Source organism: Microbacterium sp. SL62, from assembly GCF_026672635.1.
GTDB lineage: Bacteria > Actinomycetota > Actinomycetes > Actinomycetales > Microbacteriaceae > Microbacterium > Microbacterium testaceum_A.
In genome coordinates this window covers 1,696,614-1,712,338 of the sequence record NZ_JAPPRM010000001.1, presented here as the reverse complement: position 1 = coordinate 1,712,338, position 15,725 = coordinate 1,696,614, and the positions used below count along the sequence as shown (strand labels likewise).

Genomic DNA, 15,725 nt, shown 5'->3' with positions numbered 1-15,725 from the left:
TCTCCATCCCGCTCCCACCCCTGAGCGGTGCTCACGATGCTGTACCCGACACCATCCCGATCGCGCACCCGAGCGCGATCCGCACCCTCCAGGAGGAGCCACGAACGAGAACACCCGCGCCGCCGCCCCCACGGCGAACTCCGGCGCCACGCTCGCCCGCACCCTCGGCCTCTGGTCGATCGTCGGTCTGGGTCTGGGGTACATGACCCCGACCGTCGTCTTCGACACGTTCGGTCTCGTCGCCGACAAGACGAACAACGTTGTCCCGGCCGCGTACGCCGTGGCCCTCGTCGTCCTCGTCTTCACCGCCGTCAGCTACGGCAAGATGGTCCGCGTCATCCCGAGCGCCGGCTCCGCGTACACCTACGCGCGCGAGTCCATCCACCCCGGCGTCGGCTTCGTGGTGGGCTGGACGGCCCTCATCGACTACATGCTGCTGCCGATGGTGAACGCCCTCATCCTCCGCAGCTACATGGAGGCATTGTTCCCCGACGTCCCGGGCTGGATCTGGGTCGTCGTCTTCACCGCGGGTGTGACCGGGGTCATCTACCTGACCATGCGCGGCACCTCGAACGTGAACATGATCCTCCTCGTGTTCTCGATCCTCGTGATGACCGTGTTCGTCGTCATGGTCGTGGTGCAGCTGGTCGGCGGGGCGGGGGCCGGGACTCCGGTGTCGATCGCCCCCTTCGCCCACAGCGACGTGCAGTTCGGCGCGGTTCTGGCCGGAGCCACGGTCGTGTGCTTCTCGTTCATCGGGTTCGATGCGGTGTCGATGTACTCCGAAGAGGCGAAGACGCCCAAGATCATGCCGCGCGCGATCCTCCTCACCCTGGTGGTCGGCGGCCTGATCTTCCTGATCGCCTCGTACGTGACCCAGCTGCGCTTCCCCGACGCGACGGCCTTCCCGCAGGAGGCGATCGAAGACAGCACTCTGCCCGAGATCGGCGTGCAGGTCGGCGGACCGGTCCTGCAGGCGGTGCTGACCGCCGCCGGGTTCGCCGCGACCCTCGCGTCGTGGTTGGCGTCGCACGCCTCGGTGTCGCGCATGCTCATGGTGATGGGACGCAACAACGTGCTCCCGCGCAAAGTCTTCGGCTACATCAACCCCCGCACCCACACCCCGACGCTGTCGATCGTCATCGTCGGCCTCGTGAGTCTCTTCGCGATCTCGTTCACCCTCGAGCAGATCGCGGCGTACATCAACTACGGCGCCCTGGTGGCGTTCACCTTCGTCAACATCTCGGTGATCGCCTGGTTCGCCGTCCGCAAGGGGCTCCGAAAGACCCCGGCCGACATCGCGCGCTACATCGTCATGCCCGCGATCGGCATGCTGCTCACCGGTCTGCTGTGGGTCAACCTCGACATGCACGCCCTCGTGGGCGGTCTGATCTGGACGGGCATCGGGGTGGTGTACCTCGTCGTCCTGACGCGCGGGTTCCGCCGACCCATCGCCTCGTTCGACGAGAACCAGCCGGTCACGGGCGTGTCGAAGACCGTCGCCGGGCCGCGTTCCGAGGTCTGACCGGTCGCCGCTGTGGGTGCGTCATCCACCCACAGCGGCGACATAGGCGACTGATACCCGCTCCCGTTATCGCCGGGGGATTCTGAGCGTCGTGACCTCTCCCGTCCCTCTCGCGCGCTGGTGGCGCGAACCCTGGTGGGCCCGGATCTCGCTGACGCTGATCGTCGCGGGATTCGTCGTGCTCACCTGCTGGAATCTCGCGCGCGGCGGGGACTTCTCGTTCTACGAGGCGTCCGCGCGGTCGATGTCGCAGTCGTGGCACGCCCTGTTCTTCGGCGCCTTCGATCCGGATGCCACCGTCACCCTCGACAAGCTCAGCGGCTTCGCCGTGCCCCAGGCGCTGAGCATCCGCCTGTTCGGGATGTCGATCTCGGCGATCGCCCTGCCGCAGGTCGTCGAGGGCGCGGTGACCGTCGTCGCGTGCGCCGTGCTGGCGCTGCGGTGGGGCGGCCGGGGCGCGGGCCTCGTCGCGGCGGCCGCCGCCGCATCGACCCCCATCTTCGTATCGATGTTCGCCCATCCGATGGAGGACGGACTGCTCACGATGGCCCTCGCGGTCGCCCTGGTGTGGTGGCAGCGCGCGATCCTCACCTCGACCTGGTGGCCGCTGGTCCTGTGCGCTCTCTTCGTCGGCGTGGGTTTCCAGGCGAAGATGATGGCCGCGTGGTTCCTGCTGCCCGCCCTCGTCGCGGGCACGCTGGCGGCGACCGAGGGATGGCGTCGCGGCCTGGTGCGCGCCGGGGCTCTCACGGGCGCCGCCGTCGTAGCATCCGTCGCGTGGATCACGGTCGTCGCGCTGATTCCCGCCGGCGCCCGTCCCTACGTGGACGGCTCCACGAACGACGACGTCTTCGCGATGGTGTTCGGGTACAACGGCCTGGATCGCTTCGTGCCGGGGGCCGTTCCCGGCTCGGTCGGCGCCCCGACCTCGGTGGGCGGGTTCGGCGCGACCCTCGCCGCGATCGGCCACGCCCTGACCGCGCACGCCCCCACGAGCTCCGGCGGGTCGCCGACGCTCACGAAACTGCTCGAGTTGCCCCTGGTCACCCAGATCGGGTGGCTGTACCCCGCGGCGCTCGCGGGGATCGCCCTCGGCATCTGGCGTCACCGGCCCCGGCGGGGGCGTCCTCTCGCTCGGGTGTCCGCGACGCGCTTCCCCCTCGTGGTCGTCGCCGCGGTGTGGTTCGCGACGGCCGCGGCCGTGCTCACCTTCGCTCACGTTCCGCACACCGCCTACGTGGCGGCTCTCGGCGTTCCGATGGTGCTGCTCGTCGTCATCGCGTGGGTCGAAGGAGTGCGGCTGCTCCGTTCCGCGCGGACGAGCGTGCGGGTCGTCCTTCCGGCCGTCGTCGTCATCCAGTCGATCTGGTGGGCCGTCCTCATCGCCGAGGCCCGTCTCCCCGAGGTGTTGCTCATCCCCGCCGTGGCAGTGGGGGCGGTCGGACTCGGGATCGGCGCTGTCGCCGCCCTGTCGCCGCCGTCCACGCTCCCCCGCGTGGGCCGCGTCGCCCCCGCCGCTCTCGCCGTCGCTCTGCTGTGCCTCCCCGTGGCGGCGAGTCTGCAGGTGCTCGACGATGCGCGCGACGGCAGCGGAGGCGACGCGTACGTGGGCGTCACCGCGCGCGGCGGCCACCCCGACGAGACCTTCACCGCGTCGTCACCGTCGCCGTGGGGCGGAACCCCGCAGATGAGCCCCGCCGTCGCGCAGATCGTGCAGTCAGCGCGTGAGCACGGCGGCGGCGCGAACGGGCGGCCCCTCTTCGTGACCGACTCGTGGGCGCTGTCGTCGCAGGTCATCGACGCCACCGGCGCGAGCGTCCTCACCGACGGCGGCTACAGCGGACACGTCCCGGTCTTCACGACGGAGGAGCTCGACCAGATGGTCCGCAGCGGCCGCGCGCGGCTCTTCGTCGTGGCATCCGGGGCTCCCGAGGGCGATCCGGTGCGACGGGTGGCGACGGGGCCCGGATGCCACGAGGTCGATGACTGGGACTTCAGCCAAGCGAAGGAAGGCGGCGAGGTCAACAAGGTGACCGGAGCGACCCTCTACGAGTGCACGTCCCGGTGACGACCGCCACGGCGCCCGCCACGCCGCCGGTAGACTTCAGCCAGTGAGCAGCACCCGAACCGAAGCCGCGTACCTGCGCTCGGTGACGGCGTTCAAGAACCCGACGCTCGATCTGCTGCACGGGCGCTTCGCCCCGTTCGTCGTCGCGGTGCTGTCGGTCGTGTTCACCCCCGACCGCCCCGCCGTCGCCGTCGCCGACGCGCACGTCGAGGTCGCCGAGGCGATCGACGACCTGCGCGCCGCCGGCATCGACACCGACGACGACCGCCGCATCCCCGCCGGTACCGCGCGCGAGATCTGCCGCGGGTGGGTGCGCGTGGGCTGGCTCGGCCTGCAGATCGAAGACGACGTCGAGGTCTACCGCCTGTCGGCGCACGCCGTCGGCGCCCTCGAGATCGCCGGTCGCGCCGGCGGCGGCCGGGCCCGGGTCTCGCGCTCGCGCGTGCGGACGCTGCTCGACGCCGTCGACCGCCTCGCACGCGACGCCGAGAGCGATCCCGCGCGGCGCCGAGAGGCCCTGCTCGAGGAACGGGCGGCTCTGGATGCCGAGATCGCGGCGCTCGACGACGGCGTCGTCGAACCGCTCGACGACGACCACCTGCTCGAAGAGGCCGAGAACGTCATCCACCTCGCGCGCGAACTGCCCGCCGATTTCTCGCGCGTGGCCGAGTCCATCGCCGCGATGCAGCGCGACGTCGTGGCCGAACTCCGTCGTGACGTGCGCCCCACCGGCGAGGTGCTGCGCGAGTACCTCGAGCGCGGCCGTCAGGTGATGCAGGCGACCCCCGAGGGCCGGGCGTTCCAGGGAGCGCTGCGCCTGATCGGCGACCCCGAGAACATCGACGACCTCACCGACCAGCTGCACGCCGTGCTCACCCAGCCGTTCTCGCGTCTGATGACCCCCGAGCAGCGCGGAGAGCTCGACGCGATCGCCAGGCGCGTCGAGGCCGGCGTGCAGGAGGTGCTGACCGCCCAGCGACGCGCCTCGCACGTCATCACCGCGCAGGTGCGCACGCACGACCCGATCCGCGACCGACAGGTCGACGACCTGCTGCGCTCGGTCATGGCGGGCCTGCACCGGTGGAGCCAGACCCGCTCCCCCGGCCGCGTCGAACCGGTGCGCACCCTGCCCCTCGCCGACATCGGGCACCTGCGCCGCTCGCTCAGCGACGTGCGTCCTCCCGGGGCGCCGGAGCCGTTGGCATCCGGAGACCCCGACGTCGAGTTCGTCGACGCCGACACGCGCGCGTGGGGCGGCCCGCACTACGCCGAGCTCGAGGCGTACCTGGCCACGCTTCCCGGGGGCTTCGACCTCGCGACGGCCTTCGCCGGAGCGGATGCCGAGACCCGGCGCCCGGTCGACCTCGTCGGCCTGCTCGAGATCGTCCACCGCGAGGGCCTGGTCGAGACCGACGACGTCTCGATCGTCGAGGCCGTCCGCCCCGACGGCACCACCCGGCGCTTCGCCTTCGGCGGGGTCTCCGCCGCGCCCTCCCGCGTCTCGGACGCGGAACCCCCGACTGCCACAGAAACGGATGCCGATGACGGACATCGACCCGTCCGCCCCTGACACGGACACCCCCGCCTTCATCGCCCCGGTGGCGATGGAGAACGACCCCGACGCGCTGTTCGCGGGCGACCGCGGCACGCTCGACGCCGACGTGCGGCGCGTGCTGGTGCGGATCCTTCAGCGGCGCTTCCTCGTGGCCGACAACTCGCCCGCCGAGTGGAAGCTGCTGCTCGAGCACCAGCAGATGATCGAATCGCGCCTGAACGACCTGTTCGTGCGCCTCGTCGTCGACCACGCCCGCGGCGTCGCCTACAAGGAGCAGGTGCGCAGCGACGACGTCGACGTGCCGATCCTGTTGAAGGACGAGGCGTACTCGCGCGCCGAGACGCTGGTGCTCGTCTACCTACGCACGGTCTTCCAGCGCGAGACGACCGCGGGCACGGCATCCGCCCGCGTCGACGTCGAAGAAGTCGAGCAGACCGTGCTCACCTACTTCAGCGAGACCGACGGCACCCGCGCGAGCCAGCAGCGGGCCGTCCGCACCGCAATCGCGCGCCTCGACCGCGAGGGCATCATCGAAGAGGAGTCCGAGGGGCGCTACCGCATCGGGCCGCTCATCGAGATCGTGCTCAGCGCCGAGGTGCTCCGCGATCTGCAGCGGTGGTTGGAGGAGCAGACACGGGATGCCGACACCCCGGCGTCCCTGATCGATGACGCCGAGACCGTGGCATCCGGAATCCTCGAGGAGGAGCGCGCATGACCATGCTCGAGACGCTGTTCGGGCTGATCCCGGCGGCCTCCCGCGGGCAGCAGTGGGTCGCCGAAGACCTGCAGCTGATCAACTGGGGCGGATACGACGGCACGCACCGCGTGCGCTTCGCGCCGACCGCGACGCTGCTGTGCGGCGGATCGGGATCGGGCAAGTCCACGCTCATGGACGCGTACGTCGCGCTGATGATGCCGCACACGACCCCCTTCAACGGCGCCTCGAACGGCGCGGTCGTGGGTCGCCCGCGCGGCCAGGAGCAGCGCAACATCCTCTCGTACGGCCGCGGCAAGCTCGACGAGTCGCGCACCGACGAGGGCACCAAAGTGCGGGTGCTGCGCGGCGACGGGGTCGACACGTGGACCGCGATCGGCATGACCTGGGCCGACCACGACGGCGCGCGCTTCACGGCGGTGCGGGCCTGGTACTTCCCCGCCGCCGCCCGCACGCTCGACGACGCCGTCAAGGTGCGCGCGACCGTGCACGGGGCGTTCGACCTGCGCCAGCTCGAGCGCGCGGCGCAGAGCCACCTCTCCGACTCGGCCGTGCGGGCGGCGGGCCTCGACACCCTCGCGACCGACCGCGAGTTCTCAGCGCGGCTGCATGCCGTGCTCGGCATCGGCGCGGCGGGAGCGGGCTCGAAGGCGATGAGCCTGCTCGCGCGCATCCAGGCCGGTCAGCAGATCACCACCGTCGACGACCTCTACAAGCGCATGGTGCTCGAAGAGCCCGAAACGCTCGCCGTGGCCGACGCGGTCGTCACGCACTTCGACGGGCTCGAGTCGACGCGCACGCGCATGCTCGAGGCCCGCCAGCAGGTGCGAGCCCTGCAACCGATCCGCGGCATGAAGACGCGCATCGACGACGCCGCCGAGCGCCTGCGCCTGATCGACGCGCTCGGGCGCTTCGGCGACCCCGAATCGCGCGCCTCGCTCTGGCGCGCGCAGCGACGGGTCGACCTGCTCGAAGCGGTCGAGGCCGAGCTGCGCGACCGCACGCACGCCACCGACGCGCTCGTGCGCGAACGCCAGGCCCTCGCCGACGCGGCAGAGGCCGAACGCGAGGCACTGGGCGACGTGCTGCGCGCGGCGGGCGGCGACCGGCTCGACGCGGCGCAGCGCGAGCTGCGGACCCTCGAGCGGCGCCTCGCGGGCATGCAGCGCGACCGCGAACGGTTCGAGGCGGCCCTCGCCGTGCTCTCGGTCGAGGTCACCACCGAGAAGCAGTTCGCAGCCCTCGTCACCGAAGCGCGGCGCACCCTCGCCGACACGGATGCCAAGAGCGCGGTGCGCGACGCCTTCGTCGCCGCCAGCAGCCGGCACACCGATCTGCGCCAGCAGCTCGCCGCCCTCGAGGCCGAGCACCGGCGGACGCAGACCCGCGACGACAACATTCCCCCGCGTCTGCACGAGGCGCGCGAGGCGCTGGCCGAGGCCGCGGGGCTCACCGCCGCCGAGCTGCCCTTCGTGGCCGAGCTCGTCGACGTGCGCACCGAGTTCGAGCCGTGGCGCGGGGCGTTCACCCTCGCCCTGGGCGGATTCGCGACGACGCTGCTCGTCGACGCCGCGCACCTCTCTGCGTTCCGCGCCGCGATCGACGGCGTGCGACTCTCGGAGCGCCTCCGGTTCGAGGGTGTTCCTACCGACCTCCCCGAGCGCGGGGCGCTGGACCCGGCGACCCTGCCCGGACGCATGGAGTTCCGCTCCTCGCCCTTCACCGGCTGGCTGCAAGACCGCCTCGAGCAGCAGTTCGCGTTCGTCTGCGTGGATGCCGCGTCGGAGCTCTCACAGCACCGCATGGCGCTCACGATCTCGGGCCAGACGAGCCAGGGCGCCCGCGGCGCCCACGGCGGCTCGGCGCGGCAGAGCATCCTCGGTTTCTCGTCCCGCGTGCGCCTCACCGAGCTCGGCGAGCAGATCGTCACCGTCCGGCGCGACCTCACCGCCGCCAAGGCCGCGGTCGACGAGGCCGCCGCCGCCCTCGATGCCTTCGACGACCGGCGCGGCGCCCTCGAGAAGATCGCGGACCTGTCCTGGGACCAGGTCGACGTGGCATCCGTCGAACGCGACCTCGACCGCTGGAACGAGACCGTCGTCGAGGTCACCGCGGGAAACCCCCGTATCGCCGAGCTGCAGGAGCAGATCTCGGGCGCGAAGGCCCGCGTCGCGCGCCTGCGCGAGGAGATCGGCGGAGCCAAGACCGAGCAGCAGACCCTCGCCGCGCGCTGGGCCGAGATCACCGACGACGTGGATGCCGCGCAGATCCTGCTCGAACGGGCCGAGGACCGCGAGATGACGCTCACCCCCGACGAGGTCGCGTACCTCGACGGGCTGTTCGTGGCGCCCTCCGGTGATGACGTCTCGCCCTCGCAGCGGCTCGCGCGGTTCGACGCCGCCCTCGAGTCGGCGTCGAAGCGTCTGCTCGAGGAACAGCGCGCGGCCCAGGAGACGTGGAGCGACCAGCGGGAGAGCCTCCGCCGCACGATGACCGCGTTCACCGACCGGTGGCCGAGCCCCAACCTGCTCGCCGACCCCGATGAGGCGCTCGGCGACTTCGAGCGGATCCTCAGCGAGCTCGAGGCCAGCGGCCTGCACGAGCTCGAAGCCGAATGGCGCGACTCGCTGCTGCGCCTGTCGGGCAACGACCTCACGAGCCTCGACTCCGCGCTCACGCGCGCCCTGCGCGAGATCCGCGAGCGCATCGCCCCGATCAACGACATCATGCAGGACCTGCCGTTCTACGACGACGAGCACCGCCTGCAGATCGTGCCGCGCGAGAGCCAGTCGGAGGTGCGCAAGCGCTTCCGCCGCGAGCTGCGCGACGTTCGCGCGGCGATCGACACGGCCTCGACCGACGAGGAGCGCGAGGGCGTGTACGGGCGCATGGCGCGGTTGATCAACCGCATCCGCCCCACCGCCCCCGACTTCGCCGACCTCGTCGACGTGCGCAACCACGTGCGGGTCAGCGCCGAGCGCTTCCGCGCCGACACGGGCGAGCACGTGGCGCTCTACGACCACATCGGCGAGAAGTCGGGCGGCGAATCGCAGGAGCTCATCGCCTTCATCGTGGGTGCGGCCCTGCGCTACCAGCTCGGGGACGCCGGATCGGAGCGCCCGCGCTACGCCCCCGTCTTCCTCGACGAGGCGCTCATCAAGGCCGACGCGCACTTCACCAAGCGCGCGATCGGCGCCTGGCGCGGCCTCGGCTTCCAGCTCGTCATCGGTGCACCGAACGACAAGTACAGCGCGATCGAGCCGCACGTCGACGTCGAGTACGACATCCTCAAGGACACCCGCGGGCGCTCGTGGGCGAAGGCGAAGGTGGCGCTGCCGGGGTGAGAGCGGGCTGACCCGTGGCGCAAGCTCAGCGGATTGCAGATCCTCGGTCGAGCTCGCGGCTTCGCGGCTGAGGGTGCGCGGATCGCGGAGCGCACGAATCGCTCCGGCGGAAATGCCGCCCTCGGGAATGTCCGAGCCTGTCTCTACGCTGTGTCGAGGGGCACGGCGAAGGGCGGCAGGCATGCAAGGACTCGAAATCACGGTTCTGCTCGGATTGGCGATGCTCGTGGGCACCGTCCTGGCTCCCCGACTGCGCGTCGCGACGCCGCTCGTACTTCTCGTCATCGGCCTCGCGCTGGGCTTCATCCCCGAGCTGCGTCAGATCGAGCTGCCGCCCGAGACGGTGCTTCTGCTGTTCCTCCCCGTCATGCTTTTCCGCGAGGCGTGGACCACGTCGCTGCGGTCGGTGCGGCGCTCGCTGCGCTACATCATCCCGATGAGCACGCTACTCGTCGTGGCATCCGCCTTCGCCGTCGCCGGGGTCGCGACGTTGATGGGCGTGCCGTGGGAGGCCGCCCTCGTGCTCGGCGCCGCGGTCGCCCCGCCCGATGCCACCGCGGTCGCCGCGCTCGGCCGCCTGCTGCCCGCCAAGACCTTCATGAAGCTGAAGGCCGAGAGCCTGACGAACGACGGCACCGCTCTCGTCCTCTACGCGATCGCCGTGGCTCTGCTGCTCGGCGACCAGATCACGCCGCTGCAGATCACCGGCATGGTGCTGCTGTCGTACCTCGGTGGAGCCGCCGCGGGCATCGCCGTGGCGGCCGCCGCGTTCTTCGCCCTGCGGCGCATGCAGTCGACCCTGACGATCAACCTCACGATGGTGCTGGTGCCGTTCGTGTCGTTCCTGATCGCCGAGCTCATCGACGCCTCGGGCGTGCTCGCCGTCGTCTTCGCGGGCCTCATCATGGCGTGGGTGTCGCCGCGCATCACGACGGCGATGTCGAGAAGGGCGGCGGATGCCACGTGGCCCTTCGGCGTCTATCTCCTCAACGGCGCCCTCTTCGTACTGATCGGGCTCGAGGTGCAGCTCGTACTGCACGAGATCTCCGGGTCGGAGATCGGCATCCTGCTGCTCGTCACCGTGGCCGCGTGGATCGCCCTTTTCGTCGTGCGGTACCTGTTCCAGTGGATGTTCTCGCCGTTCTCGCGGCCCGCCGCCGGATCGTCGCGGTCGCTGCGGCATCGATCGCGCATCGTCAGCACCGTCGCCGGGTTCCGCGGAGCCGTGTCGCTCGCCATCGCCCTGTCGGTGCCGGTCACCACGGCCGCCGGCGACCCGGTAGCCGGACGCGACGCCATCGTCTTCGTCACGGCGGGTGTCATCGTCCTGACGCTACTCGTGCAGGGGCCGCTGCTGCCGGCGGTCATCACCTGGGCGAAGCTCCCCACCGACGACGCCGCGATCGAAGAGTACGAGTTGGCCGAGCGCGCGATCTCGGGTGCCGCCCTCGCCGCCCTCGACGATCTCGCGGCCGAGCACGGCATCAGCGACCGGGTGCGCGACCGCGCGCGCCGCGAGGGCTACGAACGGCTCGAACTCGCCAACGCCCGGGCGGTGGCACGGCAGCGCGCGATCGAGGAGCGCGACCTCGCCGAGCTCGACGCCTCGTTCGACGACGCCTCGTCGACCGGTCCCGTCCCTCCGGACGGACCCGACCTCGATCAGCGCCGCACCGAACGCGCGCCACAGGGCACGGACGACGACGGCACCGCCTTCACCGGCCCCCTCCAGATGATCGCGGTCAGTGACGACATCGACGTCACGCAGCGTTCGCCGCTGCTGCGACACAAAGAGGCGCAGCGACTGCGTCTCGCCGTCCTCGAACGCAAACGCGAGGTCTTGCTCCGCCTGCGCCGCGAGGGCACGATCGACGACCTCATCGCGCGGAAGATCCTCGCGGGCCTCGACCTCGAAGAAATCCGCGCGCGCGGTATCGAGAAGGCGAGCGACTAGCCGCGGCGGGGCGGTCCGAGCCCCACTCCCGCCACCCGGCGGCCTCCTCCCGGCTTTCTCCCGCCGCCCGGCGGGGACGCGAACCGGGAGCCGCGCCGCATGATCGAAGCGGACGCGACGCGGCGTCCCCGACGAAGGAGTCACCGTGACCGTTTCCGGGATCCTGCACCGCCCGCCCTTCGACCCCGAGCTCGGCCCCATGCTCGAGGTGATCGGCCAGATGGTTCCGCCCACCCTGACCGCCGAGATGCTCCCCGCGCTGCGCGGCGGAACGTTGCCCGGCCTGCCCACACCCGCCGAGATCCTCGAGTCCGCGCAGCTGCAGTCCCGCGACGTCACGATCGCGGGCTACGAGGGCGCCGAAATCGTCGTCTCGGTCATCGAGGCGAAGGGGCGCACCGGCACCGGACCCGGCATCTTCCACACCCACGGCGGCGGAATGATCATGGGCGACAGGTTCACGGCCGTCGAAGCGTTCGCGGAGTGGATCCACCGGTACAACGCCGTGGTCGTCACCGTCGAGTACCGCCTCGCTCCCGAGTTCCCCGACCCGTACCCCGTCGAGGACTGCTACGCGGGGCTCGTGTGGACGGCCGAGAACGCCGAACAGCTCGGGATCGAGCACGAGCGTCTCCTCATCGCCGGCGGCAGCGCCGGCGGCGGTCTCGCCGCGGGTGTCGCCCTGCTCGCCCGCGACCGGCGGGGACCCCGCCTCCTCGGGCAGATGCTGATGTACCCGATGCTCGACGACCGCGATGCGACCGTGTCGACGCACCAGATCGACGGCGTCGGCGTGTGGGACCGCGGCAGCAACCTGCTGGGCTGGAACGCGCTCCTCGGTGAACGCCGCGGCACCGACGACGTCTCGATCTACGCCGCGCCCGCGCGGGCCACCGACCTGTCGAACCTGCCCCCGGCGTTCATCGACTGCGGGAGCGCGGAGGTGTTCCGCGACGAGGACGTCGCGTACGCCTCGGCCATCTGGGCGGCCGGTGGACAGGCCGAGCTGCACGTCTGGCCCGGAGCGTTCCACGCCTTCGAGGGATTCGCCCCGCAGGCCGCCCTCTCGCACGACGCCGTCGAGGCGCGCGACCGGTGGATCCGACGAATCCTCGGGTGACGGGCGGTTCTAGGCTGGGCGCGACGAGGGAGTGACCCATGCAAGAGCTCGCGGGACGACTGAAGGTGCTCGACCCCGCCGCGAGCGAGTCGGTGAAGATCATCGGATACTTCGACTCGCTCGTGGCCGGGGGCGCGGGAGTCGAGTCGGTCGTGCGAGCCGCGGCGATCCTGAGCGGGGTTCCCGCCGGCGCGCGGGTGCGCGGGCGGCTCATCGGCGTCGACGCCGACGGTGCGCGCACGGCACCTCGGGAGCCCGAGGAGCGGACGCCGCCGACGCGCCGCGCGTGTGGCTCGAACGCCCCGACGGCGCAGGCCTGAACGACGCCATGATCGTCGACCGCGCGCAGGTCGCCCTCTCGATCATCGTCGCGCGCGCCGACCCGACGATGAGCGCGGTCGAACGCGTGATCGACGCGACGACCTCACGGGTGGATCGCGAGGCCGCCGCCCATCGCCTGCGCCTGAGCGGAGCGGTGCGCGTGGTGGCGGCCCCGCCCACCTCCCCCCACGCACTCACGGCATCCACCGTCCTGGCGACGAACGAGGGAGCGGTGTGGATCGGCCTCGGCGACGTCGTGCCCGCGGACGGACCCGTCGGAACGAGCGTCGCGAGCGACCTCGACGATCTCCCCCGCGCCTGCGCCGACGCCCGTCTCGCGCTGCGCCTCGCCGACGACCGACACCGGGTGATGGATGCCGCCGACCTCGGCGTGCTGATCCTGCTGGCGCGATTGTTCGAGGCGTCGGCCCCGCGGCATCCCGATGTCGAGGCTCTCGACGCTCTCGACGCCCGTGCTGTCGAAGCCCTCGACGTGGTCATCCACAGCGAGAGCATCCGAGCGGCGGCGACACGTCTGTCGATGCACCACAGCAGCCTGCAGTCGCGCCAAGAGACGTGGACGCGTCAGCTCGGGTACGACCCGCTGAGCCCCCGTGGGCGTGCCCGGTTCCTCGCCGCGCGGATGCTGCAGCGGCTGAGCTGAGGCTTCGCCGGATCCGCGCGAGACGGGCGGGCCGACGGCGACGACTCTCGATCGCAGTGCGCAAGGCGGACCGGGCACGCGGGGTCCGCGGCTGTCGTTCGGGGCGCCGCGCGTCCCGGCTCTGCGCGAAACCCCGCAATCGCCAGCGGAAGCATTCCGCTGAATCGATCGGCGACGGATAATGAGGGTTCCCGGACGCAAGGACGCTCCCCCGTGATCAAAGAGCCCCGCAGCGAGTTCGTGGGCCGCCGCCGCGAGCTCGACGATCTCTCCGGCGCGCTCTCGCGCAATCGCCTCGTGACCCTGACCGGAGTCGGCGGGGTCGGCAAGACGCGACTGGCGGCGCGCGCCGTCAACACGCACGCCTCTCGAATGTCGATGAGCGTGGTGTTCGTCGCCCTCGACCGGGTGAGCGACCCGCGGCGCGTGGCCGACGCGATCGCTCAGGCGCTGCCCTACGGAGAGCTGTCGACGCGCGAGCCGGTGGAGTTCATCGTCGATGTGCTCGCCGACGATCGCACTCTTCTGCTGCTCGACAACTGCGAGCACCTCATCGACGCCGTCGCCTCGCTCGTGGATGAGCTGCTCGACGCCCTTCCGCAGGTGACGATCGTGGCGACCAGTCGGCGGCGCCTCGATGTCGACGGCGAGCAGGTGTTCCCCGTGCCGCCCTTGGCCACCGACGACACGGACGGCGAACCCGCCGAGGCGGTCGCCCTGCTCCTTGCTCGCGCGCGTGCCGCGGACGCCGGATTCTCGCCCTCGAGCGAGGACCGGGCCGTGGCCGCGCACCTGTGCCGCGCGCTCGACGGTCTTCCGCTCGCGATCGAACTGGCCGCGGGGCGTCTGCGCACCCTCTCGATCGCCGAGTTGGCCCGGCGGCTCTCGCAGCGCTTCACGCTGCTGCGCACCGGCGGCCGCGCCCCTGTGTCGCGCCAACGGACGCTGCGCGCGATGGTCGACTGGAGCCACGAGCTGTGCACACCCGCCGAGCGAGCGCTGTGGGCCGCCCTGAGCGTCTTCTCGGGTTCCTTCGACCTGCCGGCCGCGGTCGCGGTCGCGGGCGGAGACGAGGCGACGACCGTGGACACCCTCGACGCGCTCATCGACCAGTCCCTCGTCGAAGTGGACCGCGAATCGGGCCGCTACCGGCTGCTCGAGACGATTCGCGGGTACGGGCGCGATCGAGCCGAAGAATCGGGTGAGCAGGTGCTCCACGTCCGTCGACACCTCGACCACTACCGCGGCCTCGCGCGGCTGGCGCGCACGCACTGGTACGGCCCGGCGCAGCGGCTGATCCTCGCGGGGCAGCGCGCCGACCGGGCGGAGATGGATGCCGCTCTACGCACGGCCGTGACCCTCGACGCCGATACGGCGCTCGGGCTCTTCACCGACCTCCGTTACCACTGGGGCGTCGGCGGTTTCCTCCCCGAGGGACGACGGTGGGCCCGGCGCGTGCTGGCCCTGCCCGACGCCTCCCCCGCCGCTCGGGCGCCGGCGCTGCTCGTGGCCGCGTGGTTGAGCGTGTTGCAGGGCGCCCTGGCCGAAACGCAGGCGTCGCTCGACGACGCCTGGGCGTTGCGCGACGAGCTCCCGGCCGCCGAGAGGGGTCTGCACGAGGTGGAGTGGCGGCGGTGCAGCGGAAGCCGCGCGCTGTTCGCCGGCGAAGGCGAGCGGGCGGTCGCCGGATTCACGCACTCGATCCGACTCGCGCACGATCTGGGGCATCCCGAAGAGGCGCTCCTCGCGCAGTTCCAACTCACGGTGGCCCTTCTGCAGCTGCAGAGACCGGATGCCGAGACCCCGGCGCGCGAGGGACTGCGGCACGCCGAGGCCATCGGCGAGAGATGGCTGAGATCTCTGTCGGGGTGGGCGATCGCCCTGGCGCTCTACGCCGCCGGGGATCTCGACGACGCCGAGGCGCACGCCCGTGCGGCGCTCGAGATGGAGCAGGGCATCGACGATCCCGTGGGCGACTGCCTCGTGCTCGAACTGTTGAGCTGGATCGACGCCGCGCGCGCACCGAGCGAGCGCACGGCCGTGCTGCTGGGAGCCGCACGAAGCTGGTGGCGCCGGATCGACTCCGGGATCGACGTGCACGGTCCGCACATGCTCGCCGAGCACGATCGCTGCGTGGCGACCGTCCGTCAGCGGCTCGGCGACGAGGCGTTCCGGCGCCTGTCGGCCGTGGGTGAACGCCTCACACCGACCGAGGCGGCGATGTTCGCGGGCGCACCCGGGCGCCCCGCGGCGGGGCTCAGCGCTCGAGAGAGCGAGGTGGCCGCCGGCATCCACGAGGGGCTCAGCAACCGCGAGATCGCCGAGCGCCTCGTGCTGTCGGTGCGCACGATCGACACGCACGTGCAGCGGATCCTCGCCAAGCTCGGGTTCACCTCGCGCGCGCAGATCGCGGCCTGGTTCCAGTCGACGCTCGCGAGCGTTCGGTAGTCCTACGGATA

The 15,725-nt window shown here is 71.7% G+C and carries 9 protein-coding genes and 1 pseudogene; all 10 read left to right on the top strand.

What is annotated here, in order from left to right; all coding sequences use genetic code 11:
• Positions 1-169 precede the first annotated feature (169 nt).
• A pseudogene (locus tag OVA26_RS08100) lies at positions 170-1,525 on the top strand (APC family permease); the annotation flags it as partial.
• A gap of 91 nt (positions 1,526-1,616) precedes the next feature.
• Positions 1,617-3,593, top strand: a complete 1,977-nt coding sequence (locus OVA26_RS08095) for a glycosyltransferase family 39 protein (RefSeq protein WP_268103747.1) — start codon at positions 1,617-1,619, stop codon at positions 3,591-3,593.
• Positions 3,594-3,636: 43 nt separating this feature from the next.
• Entirely contained in the window at positions 3,637-5,163 is a 1,527-nt protein-coding gene (locus OVA26_RS08090; protein WP_268103746.1) for a DUF3375 domain-containing protein, read from the top strand.
• A complete protein-coding gene (locus OVA26_RS08085; protein WP_268103744.1) occupies positions 5,135-5,863 on the top strand; it encodes a DUF4194 domain-containing protein in 729 nt (242 codons plus the stop codon). The genes OVA26_RS08090 and OVA26_RS08085 overlap by 29 nt, the downstream gene beginning before the upstream one ends.
• On the top strand, positions 5,860-9,207 hold the full coding sequence (locus OVA26_RS08080; protein WP_268103743.1) for an ATP-binding protein: 3,348 nt from the start codon (positions 5,860-5,862) through the stop codon (positions 9,205-9,207). The genes OVA26_RS08085 and OVA26_RS08080 overlap by 4 nt, the downstream gene beginning before the upstream one ends.
• Positions 9,208-9,388: 181 nt before the next feature.
• The gene (locus OVA26_RS08075) at positions 9,389-11,161 is read left to right on the top strand and encodes a Na+/H+ antiporter (RefSeq protein WP_268103742.1); all 1,773 of its coding nucleotides are present in this window, start codon (positions 9,389-9,391) and stop codon (positions 11,159-11,161) included.
• Between the two features lie 145 nt (positions 11,162-11,306).
• The gene (locus tag OVA26_RS08070; RefSeq protein ID WP_268103741.1) at positions 11,307-12,281 is read left to right on the top strand and encodes an alpha/beta hydrolase; all 975 of its coding nucleotides are present in this window, start codon (positions 11,307-11,309) and stop codon (positions 12,279-12,281) included.
• Between the two features lie 38 nt (positions 12,282-12,319).
• On the top strand, positions 12,320-12,601 hold the full coding sequence (locus OVA26_RS08065) for a hypothetical protein (RefSeq protein WP_268103740.1): 282 nt from the start codon (positions 12,320-12,322) through the stop codon (positions 12,599-12,601).
• Positions 12,568-13,266 carry a hypothetical protein gene (locus OVA26_RS08060; protein ID WP_268103739.1) on the top strand — a complete coding sequence of 233 codons (699 nt, stop codon included), beginning with the start codon at positions 12,568-12,570 and terminating at the stop codon, positions 13,264-13,266. Before OVA26_RS08065 ends, OVA26_RS08060 begins: the two co-directional genes overlap by 34 nt.
• Before the next feature lie 213 nt (positions 13,267-13,479).
• A complete protein-coding gene (locus OVA26_RS08055) occupies positions 13,480-15,714 on the top strand; it encodes an ATP-binding protein (protein ID WP_268103738.1) in 2,235 nt (744 codons plus the stop codon).
• Positions 15,715-15,725: the final 11 nt, after the last annotated feature.